This window comes from Paenibacillus taichungensis (genome assembly GCF_013359905.1).
Classification (GTDB): Bacteria; Bacillota; Bacilli; order Paenibacillales; family Paenibacillaceae; genus Paenibacillus; species Paenibacillus taichungensis.
Genome location: NZ_JABMCC010000100.1, coordinates 26,873 through 42,903, shown reverse-complemented (window position 1 = coordinate 42,903; position 16,031 = coordinate 26,873). Strand labels below are relative to the sequence as shown.

18 protein-coding genes and 1 other annotated feature are annotated in these 16,031 nt (G+C 46.2%); of the genes, 8 read left to right on the top strand and 10 right to left on the bottom strand.

The window, feature by feature from the left end; genetic code table 11:
* The first annotated feature begins 54 nt into the window (after positions 1–54).
* Positions 55–252 (top strand): hypothetical protein, encoded by a 198-nt coding sequence (locus tag HP548_RS05360; protein ID WP_063566137.1) that lies wholly within the window; start codon positions 55–57, stop codon positions 250–252.
* A 111-nt stretch (positions 253–363) separates the two neighbouring features.
* Here HP548_RS05360 and trpS read toward each other — a convergent pair whose 3' ends face one another.
* Entirely contained in the window at positions 364–1,356 is a 993-nt protein-coding gene (trpS, locus tag HP548_RS05355; RefSeq protein ID WP_099858023.1) for a tryptophan--tRNA ligase, read from the bottom strand.
* A 64-nt stretch (positions 1,357–1,420) separates the two neighbouring features.
* Positions 1,421–1,687, bottom strand: a binding site (T-box leader).
* Between the two features lie 249 nt (positions 1,688–1,936).
* Between trpS and HP548_RS05350 the strand changes: the two genes are divergently transcribed.
* On the top strand, positions 1,937–2,911 hold the full coding sequence (locus HP548_RS05350) for an aldose 1-epimerase (RefSeq protein WP_076290932.1): 975 nt from the start codon (positions 1,937–1,939) through the stop codon (positions 2,909–2,911).
* 200 nt (positions 2,912–3,111) lie between these two features.
* Positions 3,112–3,345 carry an alpha/beta-type small acid-soluble spore protein gene (locus tag HP548_RS05345; RefSeq protein ID WP_076290933.1) on the top strand — a complete coding sequence of 78 codons (234 nt, stop codon included), beginning with the start codon at positions 3,112–3,114 and terminating at the stop codon, positions 3,343–3,345.
* Between the two features lie 80 nt (positions 3,346–3,425).
* On the opposite strand, the gene HP548_RS05340 is transcribed toward HP548_RS05345, so the two are convergent.
* Together HP548_RS05340 and HP548_RS05335 are read right to left on the bottom strand one after the other, a co-directional pair.
* Entirely contained in the window at positions 3,426–3,839 is a 414-nt protein-coding gene (locus HP548_RS05340; RefSeq protein WP_063566141.1) for a hypothetical protein, read from the bottom strand.
* Positions 3,840–4,112: 273 nt separating this feature from the next.
* Entirely contained in the window at positions 4,113–5,912 is a 1,800-nt protein-coding gene (locus HP548_RS05335) for a M3 family oligoendopeptidase (RefSeq protein WP_175381118.1), read from the bottom strand.
* Between the two features lie 118 nt (positions 5,913–6,030).
* On the opposite strand from HP548_RS05335, the gene HP548_RS05330 reads away from it, so the two are divergent.
* The gene (locus tag HP548_RS05330) at positions 6,031–6,201 is read left to right on the top strand and encodes a YycC family protein (RefSeq protein WP_064506463.1); all 171 of its coding nucleotides are present in this window, start codon (positions 6,031–6,033) and stop codon (positions 6,199–6,201) included.
* Positions 6,198–6,431: a hypothetical protein gene (locus tag HP548_RS05325; protein WP_063566143.1), complete on the top strand. Its 234-nt coding sequence runs from the start codon at positions 6,198–6,200 to the stop codon at positions 6,429–6,431. The genes HP548_RS05330 and HP548_RS05325 overlap by 4 nt, the downstream gene beginning before the upstream one ends.
* 17 nt (positions 6,432–6,448) lie before the next feature.
* On the opposite strand, the gene HP548_RS05320 is transcribed toward HP548_RS05325, so the two are convergent.
* Entirely contained in the window at positions 6,449–7,180 is a 732-nt protein-coding gene (locus tag HP548_RS05320; RefSeq protein WP_063566144.1) for a DUF2225 domain-containing protein, read from the bottom strand.
* A gap of 36 nt (positions 7,181–7,216) precedes the next feature.
* Entirely contained in the window at positions 7,217–7,594 is a 378-nt protein-coding gene (locus HP548_RS05315) for a globin domain-containing protein (protein ID WP_024634405.1), read from the bottom strand.
* Between the two features lie 562 nt (positions 7,595–8,156).
* On the opposite strand from HP548_RS05315, the gene ylbJ reads away from it, so the two are divergent.
* Positions 8,157–9,410 carry a sporulation integral membrane protein YlbJ gene (gene ylbJ / locus HP548_RS05310; RefSeq protein ID WP_175381117.1) on the top strand — a complete coding sequence of 418 codons (1,254 nt, stop codon included), beginning with the start codon at positions 8,157–8,159 and terminating at the stop codon, positions 9,408–9,410.
* Positions 9,411–9,514: 104 nt separating this feature from the next.
* Complete coding sequence (locus HP548_RS05305) at positions 9,515–10,318, top strand: NAD kinase (RefSeq protein ID WP_024634403.1); 804 nt, start codon at positions 9,515–9,517, stop codon at positions 10,316–10,318.
* A gap of 28 nt (positions 10,319–10,346) precedes the next feature.
* On the opposite strand, the gene HP548_RS05300 is transcribed toward HP548_RS05305, so the two are convergent.
* Together HP548_RS05300 and lipA are read right to left on the bottom strand one after the other, a co-directional pair.
* Positions 10,347–10,730 carry a YutD family protein gene (locus tag HP548_RS05300; protein WP_246317946.1) on the bottom strand — a complete coding sequence of 128 codons (384 nt, stop codon included), beginning with the start codon at positions 10,728–10,730 and terminating at the stop codon, positions 10,347–10,349.
* Between the two features lie 14 nt (positions 10,731–10,744).
* Positions 10,745–11,644, bottom strand: a complete 900-nt coding sequence (lipA, locus tag HP548_RS05295) for a lipoyl synthase (protein ID WP_175381116.1) — start codon at positions 11,642–11,644, stop codon at positions 10,745–10,747.
* Positions 11,645–11,968: 324 nt separating this feature from the next.
* On the opposite strand from lipA, the gene HP548_RS05290 reads away from it, so the two are divergent.
* Positions 11,969–13,039, top strand: a complete 1,071-nt coding sequence (locus tag HP548_RS05290) for a M23 family metallopeptidase (protein ID WP_076290938.1) — start codon at positions 11,969–11,971, stop codon at positions 13,037–13,039.
* A gap of 122 nt (positions 13,040–13,161) precedes the next feature.
* On the opposite strand, the gene yunB is transcribed toward HP548_RS05290, so the two are convergent.
* The 3 genes from yunB to gnd form a co-directional block, all read right to left on the bottom strand.
* Positions 13,162–14,037 carry a sporulation protein YunB gene (gene yunB, locus HP548_RS05285; RefSeq protein ID WP_076290939.1) on the bottom strand — a complete coding sequence of 292 codons (876 nt, stop codon included), beginning with the start codon at positions 14,035–14,037 and terminating at the stop codon, positions 13,162–13,164.
* A gap of 209 nt (positions 14,038–14,246) precedes the next feature.
* On the bottom strand, positions 14,247–14,891 hold the full coding sequence (fsa, locus tag HP548_RS05280; RefSeq protein WP_024632668.1) for a fructose-6-phosphate aldolase: 645 nt from the start codon (positions 14,889–14,891) through the stop codon (positions 14,247–14,249).
* Between the two features lie 87 nt (positions 14,892–14,978).
* Positions 14,979–15,872 carry a phosphogluconate dehydrogenase (NAD(+)-dependent, decarboxylating) gene (gene gnd, locus HP548_RS05275; RefSeq protein WP_076290940.1) on the bottom strand — a complete coding sequence of 298 codons (894 nt, stop codon included), beginning with the start codon at positions 15,870–15,872 and terminating at the stop codon, positions 14,979–14,981.
* Positions 15,873–16,031: the final 159 nt, after the last annotated feature.

Sequence of the window (16,031 nt, the reverse complement as noted above, 5' to 3'; positions counted from 1 at the left end):
TGCGCTTCAGGTTATACGGAATTTCATCAAATTTCTATATGGAGGTTTTTCCCAATGAGCAAAGGTTTATCGCTATGGTTTGCATTCTCTTCGATTATGTTGTTAGCGGTTACGGCGATTATGATCTCTTACTCCGGCTGGTTGGCTACGTTGCTGTTTGTCGTGTCCGTTGCCAACATCGGCTGGGGATTTGTTATTCGCGCAAAGAAAGAGCGTCGTGAAGCACGTACCACTTCGGAAACAGCCTCTTGACCCGGTAAACTTCATAGGATAGTACGAAACGATAATTAAAGAGGAGCCCCATCAGAGCTCCTCTTTATTATGTGAATAATTCATTTACTTTAAGTTACTTGCCTCGTCCTACTACAACGTACGTCTAGGAACAAACCCCATACGTTCTTTAACTGCATGAAGTGTCTGGGAAGCCACCGCTTCTGCGCGACGAGCTGAAGTTTCCAGGATGTCAGCTAATTCGCCAGACTCACGAATCTCACGATACCGTTCTTGTAAAGGTTCAATAACAGATACGACCACTTCAGCCAGTTCTTTTTTGAATGGACCATACATTTTGCCTTCATAGCGCTCCGCTACTTCTTTCAATGACAGACCTGCGCATTCAGCATAGATACTCATCAGGTTGCTGACTTCAGGTTTGTTTGCCGGATCATATACAACTTCACGACCGGAATCGGTTGTGGCACGGCTAATTTTTTTGCGAATCACATCTGGCGGATCAAGCAAGGCAATGTAGCTGCCTGCATTGGGATTACTTTTGCTCATTTTGGAAGAAGCATCATCCAGTGACATTACCCGAGCACCCACCTGTGGAATATACGGGTCTGGAATCGTGAAATACTCACCATAACGATGGTTAAAGCGTCCCGCCAGATCACGTGTCAATTCCAGATGCTGCTTTTGGTCTTCGCCAACTGGCACAAGATCAGCATTATACAGCAAAATATCAGCAGCCATTAATGAAGGATAGACAAACAGCCCAGCGCCAACGGAATCTTTACCAGATGATTTGTCCTTGAACTGAGTCATGCGTTCGAGCTCGCCCATCGATGTCAGTGTAGTCATCAACCAGCCCAATTCCGCGTGCTGCGGTACATGGGATTGCAGAAATACATTGGATTTCGTAGGATCGATTCCAGCTGCGATAAACAAGGCAGCTACCGCCTCAGATTGCTCACGCAGCGCTGCTGGCTCTTGAGCTACCGTTACAGCGTGGAGATCAACCACCATGAAGTGACATTGGTAGTCATGCTGCAATTTCACAAAGTTTTTAATTGCTCCGATGTAGTTACCCAATGTGAGCTTGCCACTCGGCTGAATTCCCGAAAGTACTGTTTTCATTTCACATAACGCCTCCCTATTTGTTTGTTCCTAATTCTCCGCGAACGCAAAAAGGCCCACATCCGCAAGGGACGTGAGACCGTGGTGCCACCCTTATTCGCATTTCTCCATTCCTCTAGACCTAATTAGATCATGTAGAAGAAATGCCTTCATTTCTCCGTAACGTGGAGTATACGTCCGATTCTACTAAGGGTAGTCCAAACTTCAGACATTGCCTGTTCAAGCCAGCACTCAAGGGTCCATTCGGTAAAGAGTTCACACCGGTTCACATCATCCACCGGCTTTCTGAAGAGAGTTCTCTTAGCTTACTTGTCCCTGTCATCGCTTTGATTATCATTCATTGGATAAAACGCATCGTTCAGAATACCATCTTAATCCGCGCGGACCAGAATGTCAAAATGGGAATAGCTTTTTTTACCCACTTCACTGAAATCTGTTATGATGGAATTGCTTATCCTAATCACCAGCATTCATTCGGTATGCTAATGGGATAAATGGCATGTACACAATGACACGCCTGCAACGGCATATAGGAATGGCCGTTTGCAGACAGATTTCAAGTGGGAAAAGGAGCATCGATATGAAACAAGTGACCAAAGGCCAATGGAATGGTTACGACACGTATATCCTACATAGCCGTGAATTGGAGATTACCCTGCTGCCGCGTCTTGGAAATAATATTATCTCGATTCGCGATCTGGTGCAGGGCCGCGATGTCGTTCGCAGTCCGGAAGAAGATGAACTTGCCTTTTATTTACAGAAGCCGTATCACTTCGGCGTTCCGCTTCTTGTTCCGCCAGGCCGCATTCATCGAGGACAATTCGAATATGAGGGAGTTCATTACCAATTCGATCAGAATACGGCCAATGACAACCATATTCACGGCCTCCACCGCAGCCAGTCCTGGTGTGTCAGCGACATCGAAGAAGATGAAGATGGCTGTGCAATTACAACGGAATTATTAACTGAAAATGAAGAGCATTGGATGGCTCAATTTCCAATTCCTTTGAAGCTTGAGATGACGTTCAGACTTCAAAACGCGGTGTTAAGCCAGCGTCTGCGTGTGACCAATCTGAGCTCTACTCCTGCTCCTTTTGGAATGGGATATCATACATGGTTTCTGCTTGACGGTAAACCTGCCGAATGGTCACTTCAACTTCCTGTGTCCGGAATTTACGCTCAGAATGAAGAACAACTGCCTACAGGTGAGATTGAATCTCTCGGAGAATGGTCTTCATTGAACGAAGGTATGAACATGCAAGGACGAAACTGGGATACCCTTTTGAAAGCTGCCGATGGGCAACCAGCAGTAGCTCACTTGCGCAGGCAGGATGGATACACGCTTAAATATTCAGCGGATGAAGCATATTTCAAACATTGGGTCCTCTTTACAAAGGGAGAATCTGATCAATTTCTATGCATTGAACCGTATACCTGGCTTCCTGATGCACCCAATTTAAATTTAACAGACGAGCAAACGGGACTGATTCGTCTGGAACCAGAACAGCCCGTTGAACTTTTCACACGTATTGAGATTGTTCCGCCAACCGAGTAGAATCTTGTACTCTCGGGCGACTTCTATGGGACATAGCTCCTACTTTTTCCTTTTATTCTATGTAGCCGATCCATACTGGGTCGGCTTTTTTCATGTTATATCTTATCTTTTATATCCAAATTTTCCCTTACGCCATATCATGCATATTTCCTCATTCTCTAACCATACTAACATCACCAAGCCATAAGGAGGTGACACACATGTACGGAGGTCAAAACCAAGGAAGCAGAAATTCTTCAAACAATCTGGTTGTTCCTCAAGCAACTGCAGCTTTGCAACAATTGAAAATTGAAGCTGCACAAGAGCTGGGTGTAACAATTCCCCAAGACGGTTACTATGGTAACTACACTTCCCGTGAGACAGGTTCTCTGGGTGGTTACATCACTAAACGTCTGGTCCAAATCGCTGAGCAGCAATTATCGGGTCGTTCGTAAGCTCGTAATTCGTGCTCGCATATGCAAGAACAAAAAGCGGCCTTCCTCGGAAGTGCCGCTTTCCTGTGTGCTCTTCACAATTATGAAGACGACTCCATGCCTGAATCCATGTATGTATTGGTTCTTGGATAACGAATCATCAGGTTCGCCATATTATAGTTGGACTCCATCGTGGCATCAACCAAAATCATGCCTTGTCTTACTGTAAAATCATATGCAATTTCTCCATGAGTCCAATTTCGCTTGAATTTCAAAGTTTCCAGTGCCATTGCGCGGAAAGAAGAGCGTTGGGTTTCATTTAGCCCACCGTCCTCCACTTCCATTTGACCGTCACGTCCGGTTATCGGATTATGTCGAATCCCAAACTTTCCAATTACATTATTTCGTATTTGCACAAAAACTACACCTGAATCTAACCCTGATAATTCATGATCAAGCTCTTTGAACACCAGATCCAACTGTCGTGCTAATGAAAGCTGGTCAATTTTTACCATAACGCTCCTCCTTTATGCACTTCATCCTACAAAACAAGGACTTACGACTCATTATATGACAACAAATGTGGTCATTCAACAAAGTCAAACAAACTTGGGTAATTATGACTATAATTTGCACAATTAATTGCCATTTTGCGTGCTTTTAGCGAGTTATTTCTCTCAATTGCGACAAAATATTTAGCGAGAGCTTAGCTTTAAAAAACACTAAAAAAGGCCGCAATCCCGTGTACATTTACACAGGATTGCAGCCTCATTACATATATAGGAATACTATTTTGCGGATTCTGTCATCTCAAGAAATTGATCAATATCGGCAATGACCAGGTTCGCTGCATTTTGCCAGAAATCAGGTTGTGTAAGATCTGTACCCAGATGTTTCTGAGCCAGTTCTTCTACCGTCATTCGGCCCGTATCTCGCAGCAAATCATCGTATTTATCGGCAAATGCCGTACCTTCCTCCTGCGCTCTGGCGTATATGCCTGCACTGAACATATACCCGAACGTATACGGGAAATTGTAGAATGGTACACCTGTCAGATAGAAATGCAGCTTGGATGCCCAGAAATGCGGATGATCGGATGAAAGTGCACCACAGAACGCTTCTTGCTGTGCTTCCACCATCAGTTTGGACAACTCATCTGCATTCACCAACCCTTGTTTGCGTTGCTCATAGAACCGATTTTCGAACAGGAAACGAGCGTGAATATTCATGAAGAACGCAACGCTTCGTTGAATCTTGTCTTCAAGCAGAGCTAGCTTCTCTTGCTCATCCGTTGCTGCTTGAACCAGAGCATCGGCTACAATCAGCTCAGCAAAGGTAGATGCCGTTTCCGCCACATTCATGGCGTAGCGTTGATTCAAGGCTGGCAGTTCTTCCATAATGTGCTGATGATATCCGTGACCAAGTTCATGAGCAAGTGTCGACACATTCGACGGCGTCCCAGAGAAGGTCATGAAAATACGTGTTGCTTTGCTGAGTGGCAAGGACGTACAGAATCCCCCTGGACGCTTACCAGCACGGTCCTCTGCTTCGATCCAACGTTTCTCAAACGCCATCTCTGCAAATTTGGAAAGTTTGGGACTGAACTTGGCGAATTGATCAACAATATTGATAGCTGCCTCGTCATATGTGACTTTTCCACCCGACTTGCCTACGGGTGCATCTACGTCACTCCAGCTGAGTTTCTCTACACCTAGCAGTTTCGCCTTGCGCTCCAAATATCGAACCAATGCAGGTTTGGCACCGTTAATTACGTCCCACATCGTATCAAGAGTCTGGCGCGACATCCGGTTGATCGCCAAAGGTTCCTTGAGAATGTCATCCCAGCCGCGCTTCTCATACAATTTGAGACGGAAACCGGCGAGATGGTTTAATGTATCTGCGCAGAAGTCTTCGACATCCGTCCAAGCCTGTTCCCAGTTAGCGAATACAGTCTCGCGCACATTTCGGTCACTGTCGCTCAGCTTATTGGCAGCCTGACCTGCGGATAACATCACCGTTTCACCATTTTGTTCAAATGGGATGTTCACCTTGCTTACAATAGTGTTATAGAATTTGCCCCACCCATGGTAACCATCTACGCCGAGATCGAGCGCAAGACCTTCAAGTTCAGGTGACAGTTTCTCACGAGCTAGCGTGCGGCTCTCGTTCAGTGCGAAGGCAAGCGGCTGAATATCTTCCCGAGCAATCCATGCTTCCCATACAGAGTCTGTCGTCTGGCTAAGTGTATTGTCGAAATGGGACTTGGTACTGTTCAACATCGCGGCAAGAGAACTAATGGTTCCCTGAAGCTGAACTGCTTTTTTATCCTTTTGGTTTTGTGAAGAAAGACAGGACACAAATGCCGACCCTTCCGAAATTCGGATATAACAGCTCTGCAGCAGATCTAGGATCGGATCAAACGCATTCGTTTCTTCCAGAGACTTGGGTGCAGGTGTATCTTTCAAAAGGGCTTGCAGCTTAAGTACATCCTGCTCCAGCTCAATCAGATACGCAGCGAATGACTCAGAGGCAGAACCTCCACTAAAAATGGACTCCAGATCCCAGACGGGTTGTAATGGTGTTTTCATTTAAATAAGGCACCTCTCTCAGTAGAATGGATAATTAACCTTGAATTAGAACTGGTTTTATAAGCGCTATATCTCTATACTAGAGAAATAGTTTAAGCTATTTTCAGGAGGTAATCGTATGAAACCTTTACAAGTCTCGGCTGACACAGCCGTCAAATTAGCAGAATCTCTGGGTGTTCCCCTCGAACATCTGATGCATATGCCGCAGCATATCCTGATGCAGAAAATCGCCGAGTTGGCCAAAGAAGAAGCGGCTAAACCTGCCTCTACGGAAGGCGAGCAAGAATGATCCCCTTTGAGAACAGCTGGCCTTACGATATTGTAATGGGGGACATTTATGTACAGCAATGTCCGTACTGCCATGCAAACAATGTACTGCTGCCACTCAAACCAAAGGAGCTTGTACGCATTCGCGAAGGCAAAAAGAAATTACTGGTCTTTCCTTGTTGTAATGCCAGCATGACTGTGATCGACAACGATAGTGATTACCTGCTGTCCAGTCGTCCTGTCCGCAACTAGAGAACAACTGTCACTTATCAAATGGGGCTGCGTTTCGCAGCCTCTTTGTCTGCTTCAATCATTTCATCTGGCAATTCCAACTTGCTCGAAATCATTTGTTCCCGCAGTAATGCCCACTGCTCTCGCGAAGCACGAATCATGGCTGCATCGGTAATGCGCTTGTCATGAATAACCCTGCCGAACCATTTTACAGCCTCATGGAATCGACCTACTCTGCGGTTCAACTCTCCCAATAGATAAAGAAGCTTGGCTTCATTCCCGCCAGTACCTTCCCGTTCATAAACCTTTACATAAGCCTCAAGGCTAAATTCAAGAAAACGGTTTTCCTGGGTATGATCCTCCATGTACCGATACAGCCAGGCAATATGATGCAGCAGGCCTGCAACGACACGATCTTTCTCCTGAATAACCTGCGCAACAAGCAGTCCAAGCTTGTACGAATCCATCGCCTGTTCCAGTGTCCGCGCTCCGCTATAGTCTCGTTTCACCCAACGATTACCGATCTGCTCCTTAAAAGCCTTGCGCTGTTTATCGTTTAATTGTTCTGTCGAATTCTCTGTCGAAGCAAATCCACACTCAGGACAAATTCGAACAACATAGAAATCCGGATTTTCCCGCTTGTAATACGCGCAAAAATCGGAATCCGTCCGATATGGCCGTTTTAAGCTTGGTCTTACGCGTGAGGTATCATACTCAGTCTCGCAATAATGACACTTCACCTTTACCTTATACAGAGGCTCTAATTCCACTCATTCCATCCCTCTCCCATAAGCTTGTAATCGGAACTAAGGTGTATTCACAAAATGATGTGCTGGCCCCGACAATCGCTGCAGGACGAAAGAATGCAACGGCTCTTCCACACCAACTTGTGTCAACGCCTGATCCATACATGCAAGCCAGGCTTCTGCCCGTTCAACCGTCACTTCAAAGTGCATATGACGGGCACGCATCATCGGATGACCAAAAGCCTCGGAAAACAATGCAGGACCACCGAAGAACTGAGACAAAAACATGTATTGCTTGTCGATTACCGGTTGAATATTCTCCGGAAAAAGAGGTGCCAGCTTCTCATTCTGCTGAACAATCGGATAAAAAGCTTCGACCAGTGCGCGAACGCCTGCCTCTCCACCAAGATTGTCGTAGATGCTCAAACTAGGATTCATTCCGCTTCCCCCTCCTTTCAGGTGTCGAATTTTGACATATATTACACTCCCATGCTTAATTGTGAAAGGAGATTGAAGAACAAGGCCACGAACACCTTTATCTTCATTCTATCAAAAAAATCCCAAAAGTCCTATATAACATGAAAGGCTTATGGTTCCACATAGCCATAACTTATACAGGTCTATCTCGTACTGAAGGCACAAAAAAAGCGCCAAACATGAGGTTTGGCGCACCAAATATTTCATTAATAACTTCGCCAGTCCTCTTCTTCAGAGCGAACAAGCGAGGCACGTATAACATAAACAAAAGCACAAACCAGGATTCCGGTGACAAGACTCATAATCATCACTCCATCCGATTTAATTCCACCTTCTAGGTAAATAGTTGACGTCCAGGCGTTTTTATCATTTTAGCATACATCTCTTAAAAACACAGCCACTTTTGCAAGCGCTTTCTAAACATTAATTTGTACTGTTTGTCCGCTTTGTCTCATATATTGATGGCAAAAGCACCAGCGATCTGCTGCACACTGACCATTCCAAAAATAAAGGAGAAGAATTCATGGCCGCTTCACAACGAATCACCCATGTCCTGATCCCATTAGCTCTTCTGATCCTGTGTGTGTTGATGGTGCTGTTTCCTACGGAAACCTGGCATGCAGGTGTACGTGGACTATCCATTTGGTGGGACGTGCTGTTTCCCTCCCTTTTTCCCTTTCTGGTGCTTTCCGAACTGCTTCTCGGCTTCGGCATTGTTCATTTTTTGGGTACACTCTTAAATCCTTTGATGCGTCCGCTATTTCGCGTTCCCGGAAGTGGTGGCTTTGTGTTTGCCGTCAGTTGCGCTTCCGGTTATCCCACTGGAGCCAAATTGACTGCACAATTGTGGGAGCAAAAATTGGTTACTCGGGAAGAAGGTGAACGCCTCGTTGCTTTCACCACATCATCCGATCCCATCTTCATGATTGGAGCCGTATCGGTCGGTTTTTTTCATAATGTAGCTATCGCTCCCATACTGGTCACATCACATTATGGTGCTGCATTTCTTGTGGGCTTGCTCATGCGCTTCCATGGAAATGTCTCCGTAAAGGATAAACAGTCGATTAGCGACTCTCCCTCCGCTTCTGAAAAGGTACACAAAAACAGACTGCTCCGAGCCATTTATGCAATGCACGAGGCAAGAAAGGCTGATGGACGGGCATTTGGTGAATTGCTGCGCCAGGCAGTCTCCTCATCCCTTCGCCTTATTATTATCGTAGGAGGGTTAGTTGTATTCTTCTCCGTTATGTTGGAATTACTCGTTCAAACTGGATGGCTAGGCGGGTTATATGCCATTACGGAACAACTGCTTCTATATACGGGATTTCCCCCTGCCTTATCTCACAGTCTCGTAGGTGGATTATTTGAAGTCACTTTGGGAGCCAAGGAAGCAGGAGGAGCGGGCATTTCCATTCCGCTCGTGTACAAAGCCGCTGCTGCTGCATTTGTCCTCTCCTGGGGAGGATTATCCGTCCATGCCCAGATCATGAGTGTCCTGAGTAACACACCCATGAGATATGGCCCCTTTTTATTTGCAAGAGCAATTCACGCTCTCATTGCACCCATACTTGTACTTGTGCTATGGCTCCCGATGATGGGTGGTTCAGAATGGCCTGTTTTGTTCCAAAACGGTGCCAAGCCAGAATTATTTTTGTATACACCCGATTGGACACAGATCCTGTTTTCGGGAATTGGTGTACTTGGAGTCGTATTACTTTTACTACTGATACTTTCTCTGATGAGTCCCTTTTTCTTACCTCGACGTATGAAAAAATAAGCCATCCTGTGCGTTTATATTCAACTGAATATCAATCCAACGTTGTGTTCTTCCCTGGAATTGATTATCATCGGTAGTATAATGACCACAAAGGAGCTTTCATCTTGAGATACTATGTTCAAGACCGCGGAGACCAGTTATCGATTGATCTCAGTCAGCAGTTTCATGCGCTGGCAAAAGAGGAAGGGTTTAAGCTGGATGCAGAATCGCCGGAGATTGTCATCTCCATCGGAGGCGATGGTACGATGCTGCAAGCATTTCACAATTTCATCGACCGCATCCCGGACATCGCTTTTGTTGGGGTTCATACAGGCCATCTCGGCTTTTATGCCGATTGGAAGAAGGAAGAATTACGGGAACTGGTTCGATTAATGAGCGGCAAAGGCGACCCGGAACGACTCAAACCCCGGATTGTGGAGTACCCGCTATTGGAGCTTGAGATTCGTAAAAAATCGGGCAATACCTCTTATATTGCACTGAACGAATTTACGTTAAAAGGTGTAGACGGTACGGTGGTTGCCCAGGTCGACATTAATGATGTGACGTTTGAGATGTTCCGGGGTGACGGTATCTGTGTATCTACACCTTCAGGCAGTACGGCATACAACAAAGCGCTTGGCGGCGCCATGGTGCATCCCACGATCGAGGCCATTCAGATCGCCGAGATTGCATCGATTAATAACCGCGTCTATCGGACGCTGGGTTCACCAGTTATTTTGCCCAAGCACCATCACTGTGATATCTTCTCACGTAAGGATCAGCGGTTGCTACTTACCATTGACCACGTAAACGTTATGGTGGAAGATCTCATATCCGTACGCTGCCAAGTGGCTCGTCATAAGGTCAGCTTTGCTCGTTTCCGGCCGTATCCGTTTTGGAACAGGGTTCGCACAGCTTTTTTGGACTAAATGTATGCAACAAAAAAAGCGGTCCTTCTCAGGAACCGCTTTTTGCTTTGGCTTGAGGCTGATCTTTGCTCTTCTGAAGCACAAAGTACGCACAGCCAAAATTGCAATATTCATTGATATAGTCCACCATGCTAGAGATTGTGGAATCCTTCGTTGCTTTGGGGTGGTTGTCCCGGTAAAAACCCTTCAACCGCAACTGGCTGTAACCCCAGTCCCCAATAATGTAATCGTACCGCTCCAGCACTTCGCTGTAACGGTCACGGAAGACTTCAGGATTCCAGCCTTCCTTGTGGTTCTGCACGATTTCATAATTCTTTCCGCCGATTTGAACAATAACCGGTTCTTTAGGTTTGTCCTGTACAGGCTCCTGAACCGATTCATCAACCTGTTCTGAACTTTTTTCTTCTTCCAAACCTGTCTCCTCCATCATGCGTGAGATGCCGCCTTTTCACTATTTTTCGCAGCAGATTTCACTTGTTCATGGGCATGGTAGGAGCTGCGGACCATAGGTCCGGATTCCACGTGGCTGAATCCACGCTTCAGTCCTTCCTGCTTCAATGATGCGAACTCCTCTGGCGGATAATACTTCTCCACAAACAGATGTTTCTCAGATGGCTGCAAGTATTGACCAATCGTCATAATGTCACAATCCACAGCGCGCAGATCATCCATCGTTTGCAAAATTTCATGATATTCCTCACCTACACCAAGCATGATGCTCGATTTCGTCGGGATATTTGGCTGCATTTCCTTGGCACGAGCAAGCAGTTCGAGTGAACGCTTGTATTTTGCCTTCGCACGAACTTTGTCCGATAGCCGCTCTACTGTCTCAATGTTATGATTCAAGATGTCCGGTTTGGCATCCATGACAATCTGCAAGGAATCCCGGTCACCCAAAAAGTCTGGAATCAGTACTTCTACGCTACATAAAGGCAAACGATGACGAACGGCTTTCACCGTCTCCGCAAAAATCGTCGCTCCTCCATCCTTCAGGTCATCACGCGCCACGCTCGTAATTACGCAGTGCTGCAGATTCATCTGTTCTGCCGCTTCTGCCACGCGTTCTGGTTCCTGCAAATCAAGTTCCGTCGGCAAGCCAGTATTCACCGCACAAAAACGGCATGCCCGTGTGCAAATGTCGCCCAAAATCATAAAAGTAGCCGTCCGATTGGCCCAACATTCGTAAATATTTGGGCACCGTGCTTCCTCACATACTGTATGCAGCGTTTTGGAACGCATCATCGTTTTCATTTCCTGATAGTTATCGCCGGTTGTCAATTTGATCCGAATCCAGTCCGGTTTCGGTTCTTTAACACGTTTAGCCAATGCATAAACCTTCTTTCTACTGAAGTTAGGCTGTTGCTCGGAACATATTATACCATGAAAGCGCTGGAAAAACCCCCATTTGTCACATCTTGTGCATTCATGTCTTACATCCGCATTTTGCATAATTCGATTCCTTCGCTCCCGAGTACGAGAGGTAGACGAATAAACCCATTTCGATCTACCTCTCGCTGATTGAAAGTCGCTTTTTGGATTTATGCAAAATGCTTACATGGATAAAATGAAGACTTTTGAAGAACGCTAGGTTATAGCTTGGTTCACCGGGCACCATGTGCATCATCTCATTGGAAAGGGGGCTGCTTCCCTGTGCAAGATCGCTTTACATCGCGGTTAACTTATTCCTTTTGGATCAAAACATTGCTTGCAGGCACACTGCTTCTCCCATTCTTGCCTGTTGATGTTTACGGTGAACCCACCGCCGTTGATTCCAAACCACAGGCTGTAAAGCAAAAACCAGCGGAAATTTTCGCTTCACGCCGACATCTATATGAAAGCATTGGTCAGATGACCCAAATTCCCTGGTACAGGCTCGCAGCAATTGATCAATACGAACGAACCATCTCGCGTGCACATCCGAAAGATCGTAAACATCCGGAACGGTTGACCGGCATATTCATGACCTCCCCAGCCTGGAGAGGCTGGCTCAATCCAGATGAGACGGATCAACATCCGGGCTCCATTGTCTTTTTCAATGGTTATGGTCGTGACGGTTCTGGTGATGGTGTAGCAGATGCCAATAATGACCTGGACGTACTCTACAGCATGGCTTCCATTATTAAGAATTATGGGAACAAGCCGGAGGACTTCAACATTGCTCTATGGGAATATTATCATAACTCCCGTGCGGTGCAGCGCATTCAGCAATTCGCGAAATTATATGAGCATTTTGACAACCTCGATCTCTTTGATCACGCCTTCCCCGTTCCTCTCGGAACCAACTATTCTTACCGCAGCACCTGGGGGACAAAACGCAGTTGGGGTGGGTACCGCATTCATGAAGGCACGGATATTTTTGCACCACATGGCCTGCCTGTGCGCAGTACCTGTTACGGTGTCGTGGAGATTAAAGGCTGGAATCCGTTTGGCGGCTGGCGTATCGGTATTCGTGATCTGAACAACCATTACCACTATTATGCTCATCTATCCGGCTTCGACAAAAACGCCCATATCGGCGAAGTGGTTACCCCTGGTCAGGTTTTGGGCTGGGTGGGTAGTTCAGGGTATGGAAAACCGGGTACACAAGGCAAGTTTCCTCCTCATCTGCACTATGGGATCTATCGTGATAGCGGGCTGAATGAATGGTCATTTGACCCTTACCCGAATCTAAAGCATTGGGAGCAGGAAGAACGCAAACAGAAAAAAGCCAAAAGCAAATGAAGCAAAATGAGGTTGGAACAAAAGATAAGAAGTATCTATTTAGTATTGAGATGATTTTTAATGCAAAGCGGGACCTCATATAGAGGCCCCGTTTTTTTTATTCGATATTTGCCTTTGACTCATCAGTGGTTTACATCTACGTCAAGCTGCAATCCCCCATTCGGATCAGACAAATCCGGCTCAACCTCCAGTCCATTTCCGTTCAGACCGTTTGCTGGAGCCTGCTGCTGGTTGGAAGAGTTTGAATTCGGTGCTCCTCCATGACCACTCGAAACACCAGTCTGACCGGATGGAAGTGCAATTGCGGGTGCGTTGCTACCGTTGCTGCCCACCGGCTTGCCCTGATTATCATAGTAATACATCGGCACATCCCCGACCACCAACAGGTAAGATATCGGAATTTCCGTATCAACGGTCTCGGGTTCCATGTCAAAGGGCACCACCACCGCGACTTCGGCAATGATGTGAATGTACACTTCAACCAGAATCATGTTTATACCGGCGTTCTGCTGACGGGTGTTCAGATCCACCTTGACGGCCCCCTGAGGCTCAATACGAACCGGTATACTTGGACCAAAGGATGCCAGTACCGGGCTGCCCAACGCCTGCCCCAGCGGAATTTTTTCTTTTAACATATGCACGTTCTGCAAAGTGGATTGCACGATGTTCATCGTACTCGCAGTGATCCGCATATGCTCATCGTAATTCAGCATGAATCCGGACACTTTCCCAGCCGTATCGGTTTTCCAGTCAATCAATCCTTCGGTGGATTTACCTTCGGAAACCTGCGCAGTAATTGCCTTATTGATCGCTTCCGTTGCAATTTGCTTCACTCTGATTTTGGCCAGATGCATGATGGGCGGTTTCATTTTCTTGTCTACATAGGCGAAACCCTGCATCAAACAAAACGCTGTTACCAATAAAATAATCAACCACATTTTGCGCCTGCCACTTGGCGGCTTGCGGCGTCTTCGGCTTCGCCATCGTCTTCTCATCATCGGGCGTCCCTCCCCTGCGGGATGAGCTATAGGCTATATACTATCCTTATGCACTGTTGTCCCGAAAAAGAAGGACAGCACCTGCTCGTACGGGGATCTCATCACTTACAACTAAAAAAGCCTTTCGCCAGCAGATTTTGTTTATCTGCAAGTCGAAAGGCTTTTTAATGAAATATGGCTCTGAGGAATCAGACCCTATCCACATTTTATTATTTCGGAACAGATTCCCAATCTTTCAGGAAACGCTCAATGCCACTGTCTGTCAGTGGGTGTTTCCACAATGTTGGCAGGAGCGAACCCGGAATGGTCGCGATATGCGCACCGGAAAGGGCTGCATCCTCCACATGTTTGATATTACGGATGCTTGCTGCAATAATTTCGGAAGGCAAATCGTACGTATCTAGAATGAGACGCAGATCGCGAATCAGCTTCATGCCATCCACCGCAATATCATCCAGACGACCAACAAATGGACTGATGTAAGTTGCGCCAGCTTTCGCTGCCATCAGGCCCTGTGCTGCAGAGAAGATCAGCGTTACATTGGTTTTAATTCCTTTTTGGGTCAGTTCATGACAAGCATAGAGTCCATCTTCGGTCATCGGTAGTTTAATCACTACATTCGGTGCCCACTCAGCAATTTCATAAGCTTCCTTCAACATATCCTCGGCTTTAAGTCCGATGACTTCAGCACTGACCGGGCCTTTAACAACCCCACAGATCTCCTGAATCACTTCTTTAAATACGCGACCTTCTTTGGCAATCAAAGACGGGTTGGTCGTGACTCCATCCACCAGACCAAGACGTTCGATCCGTTTGATTTCTTCAACATTACCTGTATCTAAGAAAAATTTCATGATATGTTCCCTCCACTTGATGAATTTTGTAAACAACTATACTCATCATTACCCGATTATCCGTATATGTTAACAGTTATATATGAATTAATTTTTTTCTACAGCGTGACCGCCAAATTCATTACGCAAAGCTGCGACAACTTTACCTGTGAACGTGTCTGTTTCCAGGGAGCGGTAACGCATCAACAGGGACAACGCGATAACTGGCGTAGCTGTTTGCAGGTCGAATGCTGTTTCAACTGTCCAACGTCCTTCACCGGAAGAATGCATAACCCCTTTGATTTCATCCAGGTTAGCATCTTTGGAGAATGCACGCTCTGTCAATTCCATCAACCAAGAACGGATAACGGAACCGTTGTTCCATACACGAGCAACTTGTTCGAAGTCGAAATCGAAGCCGCTTTTCTCCAATACGTCGAAGCCTTCACCGATGGAAGCCATCATACCGTACTCAATACCGTTGTGAACCATTTTCAGGAAGTGACCGCTACCCGCTTTACCTGCATACAGGTAACCATTTTCAACGGAAGTATCCTTGAATGCAGGCTCAACTACAGCCCAAGCTTCAGGATCGCCACCGATCATGTAACATGCGCCATTACGTGCGCCTTCCATACCGCCTGATGTACCAGCATCCATGTAGTGAATGCCTTTAGGTTTCATTTCTTCGTAACGACGGATGGACTCTTTATAGTGAGAGTTACCGGCTTCGATGATGATATCGCCTTTGGACAACAGTGGGCTTACTTCAGCCAATACAGCGTCAACCACATTGTGAGGAACCATGATCCACAATACACGTGGGGATTCAAGGGAAGCCACCATTTCTGCATAAGAAGATACGCCTGTTGCGCCGTATTCTTTCATTTCATTAACAGCTTCAGCGTTCAAGTCAAAAGCAACCACATCATGTTTGTGGTCAATCAAGTTTCTACCCAGGTTCAATCCCATTTTACCTAATCCAATAAGTCCAAGTTTCATTGCTAGTTCCTCCTGTTATGAACATTTCTAATTTTTATCTGGCCAATTCCAAAATAAGTGCTTAACCTTGGCGCAGTAGCCGTTCCGGTTACGAATCGTTCTTTCGATCGCTCTTACCCCCAGATTTCTTTTCATTACCCTCAAGGGGGAAATCCGGGG